Here is a 19,089-nt window from a genome sequence, read left to right as displayed (position 1 = left end):
ACGGTGTTTTTGTAGGCCGGGTAAGCGAAGTGCCACCCGGCATTTTGCCTGATGGCGACGCCGTGCGTCTTATCAGGCCTACAACCCATATACATAATTTGTGATCTCTATGTCCGAAACGAAAAACGAATTAGAAACCCTGCTGGAGCAAGCGGCGACAGAGCCTGCGCATCGTCCGGCATTTTTCCGTACTTTACTGGAGTCTACCGTCTGGGTGCCGGGTACAGCCGCAGAAGGCGAGGCGGTGGTTGAAGACAGCGCCCTCGATCTTCAGCACTGGGAAAAAGAAGACGGCACGACCGTGATCCCGTTCTTCACCTCCCTGGAAGCTCTTCAGCAGGCGGTTGAAGATGAGCAGGCATTTGTCGTCATGCCGGTGCGTACATTGTTTGAAATGACGCTCGGCGAAACGCTGTTTCTCAACGCGAAACTGCCGACCGGCAAAGAGTTTATGCCGCGTGAAATCAGCCTGCTGATGGGGGAAGAAGGGAATCCGCTCAGCACCCAGGAAGTACTGGAAGGCGGTGAATCGCTGATCCTCTCTGAAGTCGCTGAACCTCCGGCGCAGATGATTGACTCGCTGACTACGCTGTTTAAAACCATTAAGCCAGTAAAACGCGCGTTTCTCTGCTCAATCAAAGAAAGCGCGGAAGCCCAGCCGAATCTGCTGATTGGCATTGAAGCGGATGGCGATATTGAAGAGATTATTCATGCCACGGGGAGTGTTGCAACGGATACGTTACCGGGTGATGAACCGATTGATATTTGCCTGGTGAGGAAAGGTGAGAAGGGTGTGAGCCATTTTATCACTGAGCACATCGCACCGTTCTATGAACGTCGCTGGGGCGGTTTCCTGCGCGACTTTAAACAGAATCGGATTATCTGAGTGAAGGAAAGCCGCCCCGAAAGGCGGCTACCAAGCTTACTTGCTCTGGGCGCTGAGCGTCATGCGTGCAGAATTACCTGAGTAACTCTGATCACCGTGAAGACACAATGCACCAGATACAACAAGCACGATACAGAAGTATCGTATCTTCATTGCGCGGTCCATGCGAAGACCGCATCACGACAGCACCACTGGCGATAATGCCGTGATAGCAAGCACTGATGTACGCTTGCTTATACGGCCATGGGACATCCTTTCCTGAAACCAGTGCCCGCTTGCGAGGCGGCGAAAAGGGCCGGAAAAGATAATACCTCAAATAGTGAATAGTTTCGCAGCTAATTAACTTGACATTTACTCCCTTAAAAGGGACTATTTGCCCCCTGATGTACGCTTGCATTGCTATGGTGACATAGCCTGCTGGAAAGGCCGCGAACCGGACCAGCACAAAAAAACCGCTCATTTGAGCGGTTTTTTTGTGGACGAAAAAGATGAATAAATCAGATTTTATTTAGCCTCAGATGGTTCTACCGGTAAATCGTTGCGAGCACCCCACTCGCTCCATGCGCCGTCATACAATGCGACGTTAGAAACGCCCAGCGTGGCAAGCGCCAGCACCACCACGGCAGCCGTTACGCCGGAGCCGCAGCTGGCGATAATCGGGCGGTCAAAGCTCACGCCGTGACTGAAGAAAATAGCATCCAGTTCGTCGGTAGTTTTCAGCTCGCCGTCACGAACCAATTCTGTCCACGGTACATTAAGCGCACCGGGCACATGACCACGCTTCAGGCCAGGACGAGGTTCGTCAACTTCTGCGTTAAAACGCGCAGCCGGTCGCGCATCGACAATCTGTGCGGTTTTTTCATGACTGGCCAGCAGTACATCGGTAACACGCACAACAGCGCCAGGCGTAAAGGCCACGTTAAATTCACCTTCAGGTAAATCCTCATCGCCTTCCTTGAGCATTAGATCATCGCGCTTCCAGCCTGCCAGACCGCCCGCCAGAATGGAGACATTTTCGACGCCAAATGTCCGCAGCATCCACCATGCGCGTGGCGCGGAAAACAGATTACCGTCATCGTAGATAACCAGATGCTTATCCTGATCAACGCCCAGTTCGCGCATCGCAACGGCAAAAGCTTCCGGGCGCGGCATCATATGCGGTAGCGGTGAGGTATGATCGGAAAGCGCTTCAATATCAAAAAAGACTGCGCCAGGAATATGGCCCGCACGATACTCCTCGCCAACGTCGCGATCTTCCTGTCCTGGAGGTGCCATTCGGGCATCAAGAATTTGTATTTCCGGGTCGTCAATGTGTTCGGCAAGCCAGTCGGCAGCGACAAAGAAGGCGGTGGTCATAGGCATCTCCATTTTTACCAGGTTTTGGCAAATTGTCGGATGTTTACCGTAAAGCGACAAGTAAAACAGGCTGATTTGTCAGGTGAATCCACATTAATCACTAAAATTAAGACAACGTTGTTCAGTTACTGACTTCCACCGCCGGAAATCTGACGCATAATAGTTGTTCTACGTAGCTAACGGGCCACTACGGCCAGGGATGAAAAATGAAACATTTACGCGTAGCGGCCTGCATGCTGATGCTGGCACTGGTCGGGTGCGATAATAATAACGAAAAATCACCGACGGCTGCGAAGCCTGATGCGCCTGCGCCACAGACAGCGCCAGCAAAAGATAAGGCTCAATTACAAAAACTGATGCAGCAAAGCCAGGGCAAGTCGCTGACGCTGCTGGATGCCTCAGAGGTCCAGCTCGACGGTGCGGCAACGCTCGTGTTGACATTCTCCATTCCCCTCGATCCGGAACAAGATTTTTCCCGCGTCGTGCATGTTGTTGATAAAAAAAGCGGCAAAGTGGATGGTGCCTGGGAGCTGGCGCCAAATCTGAAAGAGCTACGCTTACGCCATCTTGAACCTAACCGGGAACTGGTCGTTACCATTGAGCGTGATTTGCTGGCGCTAAATAAAGCGACGTTCGCTATTGATTATGAAAAAAACATTACTACTCGCGACGTCCAGCCAAGCGTAGGGTTTGCCAGTCGCGGCTCGCTGCTGCCGGGAAAAGTGATTGAAGGGCTGCCGGTGATGGCCCTTAACGTTAACAGCGTAGATGTGAACTTCTTCCGCGTGAAGCCTGAGTCGCTCGGTGCGTTTGTCAGCCAGTGGGAATACCGCAATTCGTTGACTAACTGGGAATCTGACAATCTGCTGAAAATGGCGGAACTGGTGTATACCGGACGCTTTGACCTCAATCCTGCGCGCAACACCCGTGAGAAGCTGCTGTTGCCGCTGAGCGATATCAAGCCGTTGCAGCAAGCAGGTGTTTACATCGCGGTGATGAATCAGGCTGGACAATACAACTACAGTAATGCCGCTACGCTGTTCACGCTCAGCGATATTGGTGTGTCTGTACACCGTTACCATAATCAACTGGATGTCTTTACGCAGAGTCTGGAAAACGGCGCCGCGCAGCAGGGGATTGAGGTCACGTTACTCAATGAAAAAGGACAGACGTTGGCGCAGGCTACCAGCGACGCTCAGGGTCATGTCAAACTGGAGACTGATAAAGACGCGGCTTTATTGCTGGCCCGCAAAGACGGGCAAACCACGCTGCTGGATCTGAAGCTCCCGGCGTTGGATCTGGCTGAATTTGATATTGCCGGTGCGCCGGGATACAGCAAGCAGTTCTTTATGTTCGGCCCACGCGATCTCTATCGTCCCGGCGAAACGGTGATCCTCAACGGATTACTGCGTGACAGCGATGGCAAAACGTTGCCCGACCAACCGGTGAAGCTGGAGGTCGTGAAGCCCGACGGACAAGTGTTACGCTCGGTGGTTAGCCAACCGGAAAACGGCTTGTACCGCTTTAGCTGGCCGCTGGACACCAACGCGCCAACCGGCATGTGGCATATTCGGGCTAATACCGGTGATAACCAGTCGCGGATGTGGGATTTCCACGTCGAAGATTTTATGCCTGAGCGGATGGCGCTCAATCTCACCGCCAATAAGATCCCGGTGGCACCAACTGATGACGTGAAGTTTTCGGTAGTGGGCTACTACCTGTACGGTGCGCCCGCTAACGGCAATGCTCTGCAAGGGCAGCTTTTCCTGCGCCCGCTGCGCGAAGCGGTGCAGGCATTGCCGGGGTTCCAGTTTGGTAATATTGCCGAAGAAAATCTTTCCCGCAGCCTCGATGAAGTTCAGCTCACGCTGGATGACCACGGACGCGGCGAAGTGACCACCAACAGCCAGTGGCAGGAGACGCATTCCCCGTTACAGGTGGTTTTGCAAGCCAGTCTGCTGGAGTCAGGGGGCCGTCCGGTGACGCGTCGGGTTGAGCAAGCCATCTGGCCTGCGGATACGCTGCCGGGCATTCGTCCGCAGTTTGCAGCAAAAGCCGTCTATGACTACCGCACCGATACCACCGTGAATCAGCCTATCGTTGATGAAAACAGCAACGCCGCTTTCGACATTGTGTATGCCGATGCGCAAGGCGAGAAAAAAGCGGTGTCCGGTTTGCAGGTGCGTTTGATCCGCGAGCGACGAGATTATTACTGGAACTGGTCTGAAGGCGAGGGCTGGCAATCACAGTTCGATCAAAAGGATCTGGTTGAAGGTGAGCAGACTCTGGATCTTAAGGCCGATGAAACCGGTAAAGTCAGCTTCCCGGTTGAGTGGGGCGCCTATCGTCTGGAAGTGAAAGCTCCGAATGATGCGGTGAGCAGCGTACGCTTCTGGGCCGGTTATAGCTGGCAGGATAACAGCGACGGCAGTGGGGCTGTGCGTCCCGATCGCGTGACGCTGAAACTGGACAAACCCAGCTATCGTCCCGGTGATACCATGAAGCTGCACGTTGCCGCTCCCGCTGCTGGCAAAGGTTATGCGATGGTGGAATCCAGCGAAGGCCCGCTGTGGTGGCAAGAAATAGACGTACCGGCGGATGGTCTCGATATCTCCATCCCAATCGATAAAACCTGGAATCGCCACGATTTGTATCTTAGTGCGCTGGTGGTTCGTCCTGGCGACAAGTCCCGTTCGGCAACGCCAAAACGGGCGGTCGGTTTACTGCATTTGCCGTTAGGTGACGAAAACCGTCGTCTGGCGCTGGCGCTGGAAAACCCGGCGAAAATACGTCCAAACCAGCCGTTGACCGTCAAGATTAAAGCCAGCGTCAAAAATGGCGACGTACCAAAACAGGTTAACGTGCTGGTCTCTGCCGTTGATAGCGGGGTGCTAAACATTACCGATTACGCCACGCCGGATCCGTGGCAGGCGTTTTTCGGGCAAAAACGCTATGGCGCGGATATTTATGATATTTACGGCCAGGTGATCGAAGGGCAAGGACGCCTGGCGGCGCTGCGCTTTGGTGGTGATGGCGATGAATTAAAACGCGGCGGTAAGCCACCGGTTAATCACGTCAATATTGTGGCGCAACAGGCGCTGCCGGTCACGCTTAACGATCAGGGCGAAGGTACGGTGACGTTACCTATCGGTGATTTCAACGGCGAGCTGCGGGTAATGGCGCAGGCCTGGACGACGGATGACTTTGGCAGCAGCGAAAGCAAAGTGATTGTCGCCGCACCAGTAATTGCTGAGCTGAATATGCCGCGCTTTCTGGCGGGGGGAGATACGTCGCGCCTGACGCTGGACGTGACTAACCTGACTGACAAACCGCAAACGCTGAATATTAAGCTCGCGGCCAATGGTTTACTGGAGCTGATGGGGCAAGATCCCGCACCGGTAAATCTGGCGCCAGGCGTAAGGACTACGCTGTTTATTCCGGTGCGCGCGCGGGAAGGGTTTGGCGATGGCGAAATTCAGGCAGAAATTAGCGGTCTGACTTTACCGGGTGAAACGCTGCCTGTTCAGCATAAACAGTGGAAGATTGGCGTGCGTCCGGCGTTCCCGGCGCAAACCGTTAATAATGGTGTCGCACTTCAGCCGGGCGCGACCTGGCAGCTTCCGGGCGAAGAACTGACCAATTTCTCCCCTGTGACGATGCAAGGGCAACTGCTGTTCAGCGGTAAGCCGCCGCTAAACCTGGCGCGCTATATCCGCGAACTGAAAGCGTACCCTTACGGTTGTCTGGAGCAAACGGCGAGCGGGTTGTTCCCATCCTTATACACCAACGCAACGCAATTGAAGGCGTTAGGTATTGTGGGCGACAGCGATGAAAAACGTCGCGCGGCAGTTGATATTGGGATTTCCCGTTTAGTGCAGATGCAGCGTGATAACGGCGGTTTTGCGCTGTGGGATAAAAACGGCTCGGAAGAGTACTGGCTGACCGCGTATGTCATGGATTTCCTCGTCCGGGCAAATGAACAGGGCTACAGTGTCCCGGTAGAGGTGATTAACCGGGGCAACGAGCGGCTACTGCGCTATTTGCAGGATCCGGGCATGATGTCGATTCGCTATACCGACGACTCTTCAGCAAGCCGGTTTGCCGTACAAGCCTACGCCGCGTTGGTTCTGGCACATCAGCAAAAAGCTCCGCTCGGCGCATTGCGTGAGATCTGGGAGCGTCGTGCGCAAGCAGCCTCTGGTTTACCGCTGTTACAACTGGGGATCGCGCTGAAAAATATGGGCGATGCCAATCGCAGTGAACAGGCGTTGACGCTGGCCCTGAATACACCGCGCCGCGATACGCAACAGTGGATGGCGGATTACGGCAGTGCCTTACGGGATAACGCGTTGATGCTGGCCTTGCTCGAAGAGAACAAGATCAAACCTGACGTGCAGAATACGCTGCTGAACACGTTGTCAGAACAGGCCTTTGGACAGCGCTGGCTCTCGACTCAGGAAAATAATGCGTTGTTCCTTGCCGCGCGTACGTTACAGGATTTGCCTGGTACGTGGCAGGCGCAAACGTCACTCTCGGAACAACCATTAGCAGGGGATAAATCGCTAACCCGCAATCTGGATGCCGATGCGCTGTCTACGCTGAGCGTCACCAATACCGGTAATCTACCGCTGTGGTTGCGTCTGGATGTGAGTGGTTATCCACAAACCGCACCGACGCCTGCCAGCAACGTTCTGCATATTGAGCGGCAAATCCTGGGAATTGACGGAAATAGCAAATCGCTGGATTCGCTGCGTAGCGGCGAACTGGTGCTGGTCTGGCTGGAGGTAAAAGCCAGCCAGAACGTGCCGGATGCGCTGGTGGTCGATTTACTGCCAGCAGGACTGGAACTGGAAAACCAGAATCTGGCCAACGGCAGTGCCAGCCTGCAGGATAGCGGCAGCGAAGTGGCGAATCTGCTCAATCAGATGCAGCAGGCAGATATCCAGCACGTTGAGTTCCGTGACGATCGCTTTGTCGCCGCGGTGGCGGTCAACGAAGGACAACCGGTTACGCTGGTGTATCTGGCGCGGGCGGTAACGCCGGGGACCTACCGGGTTCCTGTCCCGCAGGTGGAATCAATGTATATTCCGCAGTGGCGCGCGACCGGTGCGACAGAGGGACTTTTGATTGTCAGACCGTAAATGATACGCGGGTTGGGTAAACGCGGCTGCTGGCTCTGGCTGGCAGCCGTTGCACTATTGTTTGTGGCGGCGGTTTGGGCGGCAGATAAAATCTGGCCGCTGCCGCTGCACGAAGTCGATCCGGCGCGGGTCGTGGTGGCGCATGATGGTACGCCGCTGTGGCGCTTTGCCGATGCGGATGGTATCTGGCGGTATCCGGTAACGATTGATGAGGTGTCGCCCCGCTACCTTGAGGCGTTAATTAACTACGAAGACCGCTGGTTCTGGAAGCATCCCGGCGTCAATCCGTTTTCAGTACTGCGCGCGGCATGGCAAGACCTCTCCTCTGGGCGTGTGGTTTCTGGCGGCAGTACGCTCACCATGCAGGTCGCACGATTACTCGATCCCCATCCGCGCACCTTTGGCGGCAAGTTTCGCCAGCTCTGGCGCGCATTGCAGCTGGAATGGCATCTCTCCAAACGCGACATCCTGACACTGTATCTCAACCGCGCGCCGTTTGGCGGTACGCTGCAGGGCGTGGGGGCGGCCAGCTGGGCTTATCTTGGTAAATCACCCGTGCAATTGAGTTACTCCGATGCCGCGCTGCTGGCTGTTTTGCCACAGGCACCGAGCCGTCTGCGTCCGGATCGCTGGCCGGACCGTGCTGAAGCGGCGCGTAATAAAGTGCTCGAACGTATGGCGACCCAGGGCATTTGGCCTGCCAGACAGGTGCAGGAGTCGCGTGAAGAACCGGTCTGGCTGGCGCCCCGGCAAATGCCGCAGTTAGCACCGTTATTCTCGCGCATGATGTTGGGAAAAAGCCGAAGCGATAAAATCGTGACTACCCTTGATGCCGGATTGCAGCGTCAACTGGAAGAGCTGGCGCAAAACTGGAAGGGGCGCTTACCTGCGCGCAGTTCGCTGGCGATGATCGTGGTCGATCACACCGATATGAGCGTGCGTGGCTGGGTGGGGTCGGTAGATATGAATGACGACTCTCGTTTTGGTCATGTGGATATGGTGAATGCGATCCGTTCGCCTGGCTCGGTGCTGAAGCCGTTTGTTTATGGCCTGGCGCTGGATGACGGACTCATCCATCCCGCTTCGTTATTGCAGGATGTCCCGCGGCGAACCGGGGACTATCGACCGGGGAATTTTGACAGCGGTTTTCATGGCCCGGTGAGCATGAGCGAAGCGCTGGTGCGCTCGCTGAATTTACCCGCCGTGCAGGTACTCGAAGCCTATGGCCCGAAGCGTTTTGCCGCATCGTTACGTAACGTCGGCTTACCGCTGTATCTGCCCGCAGGGGCTACGCCGAATCTGTCGCTGATTTTAGGTGGCGCGGGGGCAAGGTTGGAAGATATGGCCGCAGCGTACAGCGCCTTTGCCCGCCAGGGAAAAGCGGGAAAACTGCGTCTGCAGCCGGGTGACCCACTACTGGAACGTCCGTTGATGTCGGCGGGCGCGGCGTGGATTATTCGCCGCATTATGGCTGACGAAGCGCAACCGCTGCCGGATAACGCGCTGAGCAGAGTGGTCCCTCTGGCGTGGAAAACGGGTACCAGCTATGGCTATCGCGATGCCTGGGCGATTGGCGTTAATGCGCGTTATGTGATCGGTATCTGGACCGGCAGGCCCGATGGTACGCCAGTGGTGGGGCAGTTTGGTTTCGCCAGTGCCGTGCCGTTGCTCAATCAGGTCAACAATCTTTTGCTCTCTCGCGGGACAAATCAGCCGGAAGATCCACGCCCTGAATCCGTGAGTCGTGGTGTGGTGTGCTGGCCGGGCGGGCAATCTCTTGCCTCCGGTGACAGCAACTGCCGTCGCCGTCTGGCAACCTGGTTACTGGATGGCAGTCAGCCGCCAACGTTATTATTGCCCGAGCAGGAAGGGGTTAATGGCATTCGTTTTCCTGTCTGGCTGGATGATGAAGGCAAACGTGTGGCGGCGGATTGCCCGCAGGCGCACGAGCAAACGTTAATCGTTTGGCCGTTGCCGCTGGAGCCATGGCTACCGGAATCAGAACGTCGTGGGGCGAGATTACCGCCAGTTTCTGCCACATGTCCGCCGCTGGGACAAGACGCTTCGCAGCCGTTGCAGTTGACAGGCATTCGTGATGGCGCGATTGTGAAGCGTTTACCCGGTTCTGCTCAAGCCTCATTGCCGGTGCAAACCAGCGGTGGGAGCGGTGAACGCTGGTGGTTTCTTAACGGTGAAAGGCTGGATGAACGCGGACGTCGTCTTACGTTACGGCTGGCGACTAAAGGGGATTATCAACTGCTGGTGATGGATGATGCAGGCCAGGTAGCGACGGTGAGATTTTCGATGCAGTAGACCAGTTAGTGACTGTTTGTTGCTAAAATTCATCTTATTTTAAAGAAATGTTACCTTCATCAATAGTCAATTGCCGGGATGCTCTTTATAATCCGCGCCAGGTCGTACATCTATATAGACAACAACAGAACACATTACAGAGGTTATCATGGCTATTGAACGTACTTTTTCCATCATCAAACCAAACGCGGTGGCAAAAAACGTTATTGGGAGCATCTTTGCGCGCTTTGAAGCAGCAGGGTTCAAAATCGTCGGGACTAAAATGCTGCACCTGACCGTTGAGCAGGCGCGTGGTTTCTATGCTGAGCACGATGGCAAACCGTTCTTTGACGGTCTGGTTGAATTCATGACCTCTGGTCCGATCGTTGTTTCTGTTCTGGAAAGCGAAAATGCCGTACAGCGTCATCGCGATCTGCTGGGCGCAACCAACCCAGCGAATGCGCTGGCCGGTACTCTGCGTGCAGACTATGCTGACAGCTTCACCGAGAACGGTACTCACGGTTCCGACTCCGTTGAGTCAGCGGCGCGCGAAATCGCCTATTTCTTTGGTGAAGGTGAGGTTTGCCCGCGCACTCGCTAATCTCCTGCGTCTTTCACGTCGCAGATGCGTTGGCTGCATTCGTTTACCCCGGTCACATAGTTTTCTATGCTCCCGGGGATGCTCGAACTTGCCGCCTTCCTGCGACGCGAAATCCTTTGGAGATGAATTAGCGATTTACATATTATTTTCGCTAATGCTTCGTGCAAACGTGGCATCCCTGCGCCAGACTTTGTACAATGCAACGCCCCGGAAGAGCAGATCGCTTGCCGGGGCGTTTCTTTTTAACCCTCCACGGGCCACAACGTGTAACAACGAGGCCGGAAAAAAATATGTCTGAATTAGTTAACACCTCTGAAGTCGTCATTCCTGCGGTTCCAAATAAAAATGGAAAAATTAACCTGCTGGATCTGAACCGTCAGCAAATGCGCGAATTCTTCAAAGAGATGGGCGAAAAACCATTTCGTGCCGATCAGGTCATGAAGTGGATGTACCACTATTGCAGCGACAACTTTGATGACATGACTGACATCAATAAGGTGCTGCGTAACAAGCTGAAAGAAGTGGCTGAAATTCGCGCCCCGGAAGTGGTGGAAGAGCAGCGTTCTTCTGACGGTACGATCAAATGGGCTATCGCTGTTGGCGATCAGCGCGTTGAAACGGTGTATATCCCGGAAGACGATCGTGCGACCCTGTGTGTTTCTTCACAGGTCGGTTGCGCATTAGAGTGTAAATTCTGCTCTACGGCGCAACAGGGCTTTAACCGTAACCTGCGGGTATCGGAGATCATTGGCCAGGTCTGGCGCGCGGCGAAAATCGTCGGCGCGGTCAAAGCAACGGGCGTGCGTCCTATCACCAACGTGGTGATGATGGGGATGGGTGAGCCGCTGCTCAACCTGACCAACGTAGTGCCGGCGATGGAAATCATGCTGGATGACTTCGGTTTTGGGTTGTCCAAGCGTCGCGTCACGCTCTCCACCTCGGGCGTTGTCCCTGCGCTGGATAAGCTGGGTGATATGATTGACGTCGCGCTGGCGATTTCTCTGCATGCGCCGAACGATGAAATTCGTGACGAAATTGTACCGATCAACAAAAAGTACAATATCGAAACATTCCTTGGCGCGGTTCGTCGTTATCTGGAGAAATCCAACGCTAACCAGGGCCGTGTGACCATTGAGTATGTGATGTTAGATCACATCAATGATGGCACTGAACACGCGCATCAGCTGGCAGAACTGCTGAAAGATACGCCGTGTAAGATCAACCTGATCCCGTGGAACCCGTTCCCGGGCGCGCCGTATGGCCGTAGTTCTAACAGCCGTATCGATCGTTTCTCCAAAGTGTTGATGAGCTATGGTTTCACCACCATTGTGCGTAAAACACGTGGCGATGACATCGATGCAGCCTGTGGTCAGTTGGCGGGCGACGTTATCGACCGTACCAAGCGTACTTTGCGTAAGCGTATGCAGGGCGACGCTATCGACATTAAGACCGTTTGATGTTGGCGCACTACGGTATAATTCTTGTACCGTAGTGCAACGTAAGCCATATGAGGTTTTTTGTTGTCGTCGTCAGGTCAATAATAACGGTGCGTTTTTGTCGACTTTAAGGCAGTATGTAACGGCGTAACAAGTGTTTAGCCCTCAGGTTTACGCCGTTTTGTCATTGATAGTCTGACCGTTTTATACTGTCTGACGAAGGTTAACTGACCAGATGTTTCGCGGTGTGGGTGAGCATTGTGGCTCGCCGGCATCAGAACCCAAATATTACGCAGCTGTAGCGAATGAATACTGAAGCCACGCACGACAAAAATGAAACACTATCCACCGGCATTCGTCTGCGCAATGCCCGTGAACAACTCGGATTCAGCCAGCAGGCAGTCGCGGAGCGACTTTGCCTGAAGGTCTCCACGGTACGCGATATTGAAGAAGATAAGGCGCCAGCCGATCTTGCTTCAACATTCCTGCGCGGGTATATCCGTTCTTATGCGCGTCTGGTGCATATTCCTGAAGAAGAACTGTTGCCAGGGCTGGAAAAACAGGCTCCGATTCGTCCTGCCAAAGTCGCACCGATGCAGAGCTTCTCGCTCGGTAAGCGTCGTAAGAAACGCGACGGCTGGTTAATGACCTTTACCTGGCTGGTACTGTTTGTCGTTGTCGGACTGACTGGCGCCTGGTGGTGGCAGAACCATAAAGCGCAGCAGGAAGAGATCACCACCATGGCCGATCAATCCTCCGCTGAGTTGAATGCCGGTAAAGAGGGTGCGCAGAATGTACCGCTAGATACCAGCGCTGCAGCAAGCCCGGATACCACGTCGGCTGTTGAAAATGGCGCGGTAACGGATTCAGCGCCAGCGCAACAAGATACCGCAGCGGCTCAGGCCCCGGCAGTTGATGCGCAACAAAACGCCGTCGTTGCCCCTTCTCAGGCTAACGTCGATACTGCAACCACAGCGCCAGCTACCGCGGCACCGCTGCCGACCGATCAGGCAGGTGTGACTACACCTGCAGCCGATCCTAACGCGCTGGTGATGAACTTTACCGCCGATTGCTGGCTGGAAGTCACCGATGCGACCGGTAAAAAACTGTTCAGCGGGATGCAGCGTAAAGATGGCAATCTGAATTTGACCGGTCAGGCACCGTACAAACTGAAGATTGGTGCTCCGGCGGCAGTGCAGATTCAGTTCCAGGGTAAACCTGTCGATCTGAGTCGTTTTATCAGAACTAACCAGGTTGCGCGTCTGACCGTTAATGCCGAACAATCACCGGCTCAGTAACAGACGGCAATGCGGGAGATTTTTTAATGCATAACCAGGCTCCAATTCAACGTAGAAAATCGACACGCATTTACGTTGGGAACGTGCCGATCGGCGATGGTGCGCCCATCGCCGTACAGTCTATGACTAATACGCGTACCACGGACGTGGAAGCGACGGTTAATCAGATTAAAGCGCTGGAACGCGTAGGCGCAGACATTGTTCGTGTCTCTGTACCGACAATGGATGCCGCAGAAGCGTTCAGGCTTATCAAACAGCAGGTTAACGTCCCGCTGGTTGCCGATATACACTTCGACTATCGTATCGCACTGAAGGTGGCGGAATACGGCGTTGATTGCCTGCGTATTAACCCAGGTAATATCGGCAGTGAAGAGCGTATTCGCATGGTGGTGGATTGCGCTCGTGATAAAAATATTCCTATCCGTATCGGCGTCAACGCCGGATCGCTGGAAAAAGATCTGCAGGAAAAATACGGTGAACCGACGCCTCAGGCGCTGCTGGAATCCGCGATGCGCCACGTGGATCACCTCGATCGTCTGAACTTCGATCAATTCAAAGTTAGTGTTAAAGCGTCTGACGTTTTCCTCGCCGTAGAATCCTATCGCCTGCTGGCGAAACAGATCGATCAACCGTTGCATCTGGGGATCACCGAAGCTGGTGGCCTGCGTAGTGGTTCGGTGAAGTCCGCGATCGGCCTTGGCCTGCTGTTATCTGAAGGGATCGGCGATACGCTGCGTGTTTCTCTGGCGGCCGATCCGGTGGAAGAGATCAAAGTTGGTTTCGATATCCTGAAATCGCTGCGCATTCGCGCGCGCGGGATCAACTTCATCGCTTGCCCAACCTGTTCGCGTCAGGAGTTTGACGTTATCGGTACGGTTAACGCGCTGGAGCAACGCCTGGAGGATATCATTACGCCAATGGACGTTTCGATCATCGGCTGCGTAGTAAACGGCCCTGGTGAAGCGCTGGTTTCTACGCTGGGCGTGACGGGCGGTAACAAGAAAAGCGGCCTGTATGAAGACGGCGTGCGTAAGGACAGACTCGATAACGACGACATGATTACGCAGCTTGAAGCCCGCATTCGTGCCAAAGCAAGTATTCTGGACGAAGCGCGTCGTATCGACGTGCAGCAGCTTGAAAAATAACAACGTGATGGGAAGCGGCATGCTTCCCGTGTATGATTGAACCCGCATGGCGCCCGCATTGTTCGGGTTAGCGCTGAGGGTTCATTTTTATATTCATAAAGAGAATAAACGTGGCAAAAAACATTCAAGCCATTCGCGGCATGAACGATTATCTGCCTGGCGAAACCGCCATCTGGCAGCGCATTGAAGGCACTCTTAAAAACGTGCTCGGCAGCTACGGTTACAGTGAAATCCGCTTGCCGATTGTAGAGCAGACCCCGTTATTCAAACGCGCGATCGGTGAAGTCACCGACGTGGTTGAAAAAGAGATGTATACCTTTGAGGACCGTAATGGCGACAGCCTGACGTTGCGTCCTGAAGGGACTGCGGGCTGCGTACGCGCCGGCATCGAACATGGTCTCCTGTACAATCAGGAACAGCGTCTGTGGTATATCGGGCCGATGTTCCGCCACGAACGTCCGCAGAAAGGACGCTATCGTCAATTCCATCAGCTGGGTGTCGAAGTGTTTGGCCTGCAAGGCCCGGACATCGATGCGGAACTGATTATGCTGACCGCTCGCTGGTGGCGCGCGCTGGGTATTTCTCAGCATGTCAGCCTGGAGCTGAACTCGATCGGTTCGCTTGAAGCCCGCGCTAACTACCGTGATGCGCTGGTTGCCTACCTGGAACTGCACAAAGAGAAACTGGACGAAGACTGCAAGCGCCGTATGTACACCAACCCGCTGCGCGTTCTCGACTCCAAAAACCCGGAAGTGCAGGCGCTGCTCAACGACGCGCCTGCACTGGGCGACTATCTGGATGACGACTCGCGCGAGCACTTCGCGGGCTTGTGCAAACTGCTGGAGTCCGCAGGCATTGCTTACACCGTCAATCAGCGTCTGGTTCGTGGTCTTGATTACTACAACCGCACCGTATTTGAGTGGGTCACCAGCAGCCTGGGCTCTCAGGGTACCGTGTGTGCCGGTGGTCGTTACGACGGTCTGGTAGAGCAACTTGGCGGTCGTGCAACGCCTGCCGTGGGCTTTGCTATGGGTCTGGAACGACTTGTTTTGTTAGTTCAGGCAGTTAATCCGGAATTTAACGCAGATCCTGTTGTCGATATATACCTGGTCGCTTCAGGGGCGGACACGCAGTCGGCAGCAATGACGCTTGCAGAACGTCTGCGCGATGAAGTTCCTGGTGTGAAACTGATGACAAACCACGGTGGCGGCAACTTTAAGAAACAGTTTGCCCGTGCCGATAAGTGGGGCGCCCGCGTTGCACTGGTACTGGGCGAGTCCGAAGTGGCTGACGGTACTGTTGTAGTGAAGGATTTGCGCTCTGGTGAGCAAACGGCAGTAGCGCAGGATAGCGTTGCCGCGCATTTGCGCACTTTACTGGGCTAAGGAGAAGGACAGCGTGGAAATTTACGAGAACGAACACGACCAGGTTGATGCGGTAAAACGCTTCTTTGCTGAAAACGGCAAGGCGCTGGCTGTTGGGATCATTTTAGGGGTTGGCGCGCTGGTTGGTTGGCGTTACTGGACCAGCCATCAGACGGAGTCCGCACGCTCTGCTTCTCTGGCGTATCAAAATACGGTAACTGCGGTTAGCGCGGGTAAACCGGACAGCATTCCTGCCGCTGAGAAATTTGCTGCAGAGAATAAAAATACCTATGGCGCGCTGGCTTCACTGGAACTGGCGCAGCAGTTTGTTGACCAAAATGAACTTGAGAAAGCCGCAAGCCAACTGCAACAAGGCTTGGCTGCGACCAGCGATGAAAATCTCAAAGCAGTGATAAACCTGCGTCTGGCTCGTGTTCAGGTTCAGCTTAAACAGGCTGATACCGCGCTGAAAACACTCGAAACCATTAAAGGTGAAGGGTGGGCGGCCATTGTTGCCGATCTGCGTGGTGAAGCGTTGTTGAGTAAAGGCGACAAACAAGGTGCGCGTAGCGCATGGGAAGCGGGTGTGAAAAGCGATGCCTCTCCTGCTCTGAGCGAAATGATGCAGATGAAAATCAATAATTTGTCCATCTGAGAGGGACCCGATGCAATTGCGTAAATTACTTCTGCCAGGGCTGCTTTCCGTTACCCTATTGAGCGGCTGTTCACTGTTTAGTGGCGAAGAAGATGTCGTTAAGATGTCCCCATTACCGGTGGTTGAAAACCAGTTTACTCCGTCTACGGAATGGAGCACCTCTGTAGGAAACGGTATTGGTGATTTCTATTCCAATCTTCATCCTGCGCTGGCGGATAACGTTGTCTATGCTGCCTCTCGCGCTGGTGTAGTTAAAGCGTTGAACGCAGGCGACGGCAAAGAAGTCTGGTCTGTGAATCTGGGTGAGAAAGATGGCTGGTTCTCCCGTGCATCTGCACAGCTTTCTGGCGGTGTAACCGTGGCCGGCGGTCATGTTTATATCGGCAGTGAAAAAGCACAGGTTTATGCGCTGAACACCAGTGACGGTACTACCGCATGGCAGACGAAAGTCGCTGGTGAAGCGCTGTCTCGTCCTGTTGTGAGCGATGGCGTGGTATTGATCCACACCAGCAACGGTCAGTTGCAGGCCTTAAACGAAGCCGACGGCGCCATCAAATGGACCGTTAACCTCGACATGCCTTCTCTGTCTCTGCGTGGCGAATCCGCTCCGGCAACCGCCTTTGGCGCAGCTATTGTTGGCGGTGATAACGGTCGCGTAAGCGCTGTGCTGATGCAGCAGGGCCAGATGATTTGGCAGCAGCGTATCTCTCAGGCGACAGGCCCAACGGAAATCGATCGTCTGAGCGACGTTGATACCACGCCGGTTATCGTCAATGGCGTTGTTTACGCGCTGGCTTATAATGGTAACCTGACGGCGTTGGATCTGCGCAGTGGTCAGATCATGTGGAAACGCGAACTGGGCTCGGTGAATGATTTCATCGTCGACGGTAACCGTATCTACCTGGTTGACCAGAACGATCGCGTGCTGGCACTGACCACCGATGGCGGCGTGACGCTGTGGACGCAAAGCGATCTGCTGCACCGTCTGCTGACGTCCCCGGTATTGTATAACGGCAATCTGGTCGTCGGTGATAGCGAAGGCTACCTGCACTGGATTAACGTTGACGATGGCCGTTTTGTTGCCCAGCAGAAAGTTGACAGCTCAGGTTTCCTGACCGAGCCGGTCTCTGCTGATGGTAAACTGCTGATCCAGGCGAAAGACGGTACGCTGTACTCTATTACGCGTTAATCGTCGCGGCCGCTCGCTTTGAAAAACGGCTCCTGGTGCAGGGGCCGTTTTACTGTTTTTAACAACGGAGCAAAAATGTGCCCGTTGTCTGATGATTTTTTAAATGAGGCTTTAAACATGGTACCTGTGGTCGCGCTTGTCGGGCGCCCTAACGTTGGCAAATCCACGTTATTTAACCGTCTAACTCGCACCCGAGATGCGCTGGTTGCGGATTTCCCGGGTCTGACTCGTGACCGTAAGTACGGTCGTGCGGAAATTGAAGGCCGCGAGTTTATCTGTATTGATACCGGCGGTATTGATGGCACCGAAGACGGTGTTGAAACCCGTATGGCGGAACAGTCGCTGTTGGCTATCGAAGAAGCGGACGTTGTGCTGTTCATGGTGGATGCGCGTGCTGGCCTGATGCCAGCGGATGCAGCTATTGCGAAACATCTGCGCTCGCGCCAGAAACCGACGTTCCTGGTAGCCAACAAAACTGACGGACTCGATCCTGACCAGGCGGTTGTTGATTTCTACTCTCTGGGTCTGGGTGAAATTTATCCGATCGCGGCGTCCCATGGTCGTGGCGTTCTCAGCCTGCTGGAGCATGTTCTGCTGCCGTGGATGGATGACGTTGCTCCGCAGGAAGAAGTCGACGAAGACGCGGAATACTGGGCGCAGCTGGAAGCCAAAGAAAATGGCGAAGAAGAGCCTGAAGATGATTTCAATCCGCAGGATTTGCCGATCAAACTGGCGATCGTGGGTCGCCCGAACGTAGGTAAGTCCACACTTACTAACCGTATTCTTGGCGAAGATCGTGTGGTGGTTTACGACATGCCGGGGACCACGCGTGACAGTATTTATATTCCGATGCAGCGCGATGAGCGCGAATATGTGCTTATCGATACCGCGGGCGTGCGTAAGCGCGGCAAAATTACCGAAGCGGTAGAAAAATTCTCAGTTATCAAAACGCTGCAGGCGATTGAAGATGCCAACGTGGTGATGCTGGTGATTGACGCGCGCGAAGGGATTTCCGATCAGGACCTGTCGCTGCTGGGCTTTATCCTCAACAGTGGGCGCTCACTTGTTATCGTTGTGAACAAGTGGGATGGTCTGACGCAGGAAGTAAAAGAGCAGGTCAAAGAGACGCTGGACTTCCGTCTGGGCTTTATTGATTTTGCACGCGTACACTTTATCTCTGCGCTGCACGGCAGCGGTGTGGGTAATCTGTTTGAATCGGTCCGTGAAGCGTATGACAGCTCCACCCGTCGCGTGAGCACCGCGATGCTGACGCGCATCATGACCATGGCAGTAGAAGATCATCAGCCGCCACTGGTGCGTGGTCGTCGTGTGAAGCTGAAATACGCCCACGCGGGCGGTTATAACCCGCCAATTGTGGTGATTCACGGTAACCAGGTCAAAGACCTGCCGGATTCCTACAAGCGTTATCTGATGAACTATTTCCGCAAATCTCTGGACGTAATGGGGACGCCGATCCGTATTCAGTTCAAAGAAGGGGAAAACCCGTTTGCCAACAAACGCAATACGCTGACTCCGACTCAGATGCGTAAACGTAAGCGTTTGATTAAACACATTAAAAAAAGTAAGTAATCGTTGCTGATGCAGATGAAAACCCGCGCTTGTCGCGGGTTTTTTTCGTTATTCCAACGTCAACCTCAGCCCGCGCAATGTCAATCACTATTCGTTTTTTACCAAGTTTAAATCTAAGAAAGTAGACAATTGTCGA

Annotated in this window: 13 protein-coding genes; 11 read left to right on the top strand and 2 right to left on the bottom strand. The window is 54.2% G+C overall.

The genetic code is table 11. The annotated features are described in order from the left end of the window. Nucleotides 1-109 precede the first annotated feature (109 nt). On the top strand, nt 110-886 hold the full coding sequence (gene sseB / locus WN16_RS21060; RefSeq protein WP_016150758.1) for an enhanced serine sensitivity protein SseB: 777 nt from the start codon (nt 110-112) through the stop codon (nt 884-886). Between the two features lie 36 nt (nt 887-922). Here the strand turns inward: sseB and timP are convergent, their stop codons facing one another. Next, nucleotides 923-1,039 carry a small toxic inner membrane protein TimP gene (timP, locus tag WN16_RS24635; protein ID WP_242670821.1) on the bottom strand — a complete coding sequence of 39 codons (117 nt, stop codon included), beginning with the start codon at nt 1,037-1,039 and terminating at the stop codon, nt 923-925. A gap of 351 nt (nt 1,040-1,390) precedes the next feature. Then, on the bottom strand, nt 1,391-2,242 hold the full coding sequence (gene sseA / locus WN16_RS21055) for a 3-mercaptopyruvate sulfurtransferase (protein WP_003037701.1): 852 nt from the start codon (nt 2,240-2,242) through the stop codon (nt 1,391-1,393). 206 nt (nt 2,243-2,448) lie between these two features. Between sseA and WN16_RS21050 the strand changes: the two genes are divergently transcribed. The 10 genes from WN16_RS21050 (at nt 2,449) to der (ending at nt 18,953) form a co-directional block, all read left to right on the top strand. Then, complete coding sequence (locus WN16_RS21050) at nt 2,449-7,383, top strand: alpha-2-macroglobulin (RefSeq protein WP_016150757.1); 4,935 nt, start codon at nt 2,449-2,451, stop codon at nt 7,381-7,383. Next, the gene (pbpC, locus tag WN16_RS21045) at nt 7,384-9,696 is read left to right on the top strand and encodes a peptidoglycan glycosyltransferase PbpC (protein ID WP_016150756.1); all 2,313 of its coding nucleotides are present in this window, start codon (nt 7,384-7,386) and stop codon (nt 9,694-9,696) included. A gap of 148 nt (nt 9,697-9,844) precedes the next feature. After that, nucleotides 9,845-10,276, top strand: a complete 432-nt coding sequence (gene ndk / locus WN16_RS21040; RefSeq protein WP_003037710.1) for a nucleoside-diphosphate kinase — start codon at nt 9,845-9,847, stop codon at nt 10,274-10,276. Nucleotides 10,277-10,566: 290 nt separating this feature from the next. After that, nucleotides 10,567-11,733 (top strand): bifunctional tRNA (adenosine(37)-C2)-methyltransferase TrmG/ribosomal RNA large subunit methyltransferase RlmN, encoded by a 1,167-nt coding sequence (locus WN16_RS21035; protein WP_003037713.1) that lies wholly within the window; start codon nt 10,567-10,569, stop codon nt 11,731-11,733. A 284-nt stretch (nt 11,734-12,017) separates the two neighbouring features. Then, on the top strand, nt 12,018-13,010 hold the full coding sequence (gene rodZ, locus WN16_RS21030) for a cytoskeleton protein RodZ (RefSeq protein WP_016150755.1): 993 nt from the start codon (nt 12,018-12,020) through the stop codon (nt 13,008-13,010). Nucleotides 13,011-13,036: 26 nt separating this feature from the next. Further along, entirely contained in the window at nt 13,037-14,155 is a 1,119-nt protein-coding gene (gene ispG / locus WN16_RS21025) for a flavodoxin-dependent (E)-4-hydroxy-3-methylbut-2-enyl-diphosphate synthase (RefSeq protein ID WP_003838451.1), read from the top strand. A 110-nt stretch (nt 14,156-14,265) separates the two neighbouring features. After that, nucleotides 14,266-15,540 (top strand): histidine--tRNA ligase, encoded by a 1,275-nt coding sequence (gene hisS / locus WN16_RS21020; RefSeq protein WP_003835173.1) that lies wholly within the window; start codon nt 14,266-14,268, stop codon nt 15,538-15,540. 13 nt (nt 15,541-15,553) lie between these two features. Continuing rightward, nucleotides 15,554-16,174 (top strand): YfgM family protein, encoded by a 621-nt coding sequence (locus WN16_RS21015; protein ID WP_003037727.1) that lies wholly within the window; start codon nt 15,554-15,556, stop codon nt 16,172-16,174. A gap of 10 nt (nt 16,175-16,184) precedes the next feature. Then, the gene (bamB, locus tag WN16_RS21010) at nt 16,185-17,363 is read left to right on the top strand and encodes an outer membrane protein assembly factor BamB (RefSeq protein ID WP_003838454.1); all 1,179 of its coding nucleotides are present in this window, start codon (nt 16,185-16,187) and stop codon (nt 17,361-17,363) included. A 117-nt stretch (nt 17,364-17,480) separates the two neighbouring features. After that, nucleotides 17,481-18,953 (top strand): ribosome biogenesis GTPase Der, encoded by a 1,473-nt coding sequence (gene der, locus WN16_RS21005; RefSeq protein WP_003037733.1) that lies wholly within the window; start codon nt 17,481-17,483, stop codon nt 18,951-18,953. The last annotated feature ends 136 nt before the right edge of the window (nt 18,954-19,089 follow it).

The organism is Citrobacter sp. ABFQG (assembly GCF_004322975.1).
Taxonomy (GTDB): Bacteria; Pseudomonadota; Gammaproteobacteria; order Enterobacterales; family Enterobacteriaceae; genus Citrobacter; species Citrobacter freundii.
Note: the sequence above shows the minus strand (reverse complement) of the source record. Positions and strands in the feature narration are given on the sequence as shown.

Coding starts and splice junctions, on each gene's coding strand:
- sseB (WP_016150758.1), top strand. CDS start 110: ATGTCCGAAACGAAAAACGAATTAGAAACCCTGCTGGAGCAAGCGGCG.
- timP (WP_242670821.1), bottom strand. CDS start 1,039: ATGAAGATACGATACTTCTGTATCGTGCTTGTTGTATCTGGTGCATTG.
- sseA (WP_003037701.1), bottom strand. CDS start 2,242: ATGACCACCGCCTTCTTTGTCGCTGCCGACTGGCTTGCCGAACACATT.
- WN16_RS21050 (WP_016150757.1), top strand. CDS start 2,449: ATGAAACATTTACGCGTAGCGGCCTGCATGCTGATGCTGGCACTGGTC.
- pbpC (WP_016150756.1), top strand. CDS start 7,384: ATGATACGCGGGTTGGGTAAACGCGGCTGCTGGCTCTGGCTGGCAGCC.
- ndk (WP_003037710.1), top strand. CDS start 9,845: ATGGCTATTGAACGTACTTTTTCCATCATCAAACCAAACGCGGTGGCA.
- WN16_RS21035 (WP_003037713.1), top strand. CDS start 10,567: ATGTCTGAATTAGTTAACACCTCTGAAGTCGTCATTCCTGCGGTTCCA.
- rodZ (WP_016150755.1), top strand. CDS start 12,018: ATGAATACTGAAGCCACGCACGACAAAAATGAAACACTATCCACCGGC.
- ispG (WP_003838451.1), top strand. CDS start 13,037: ATGCATAACCAGGCTCCAATTCAACGTAGAAAATCGACACGCATTTAC.
- bamB (WP_003838454.1), top strand. CDS start 16,185: ATGCAATTGCGTAAATTACTTCTGCCAGGGCTGCTTTCCGTTACCCTA.
- der (WP_003037733.1), top strand. CDS start 17,481: ATGGTACCTGTGGTCGCGCTTGTCGGGCGCCCTAACGTTGGCAAATCC.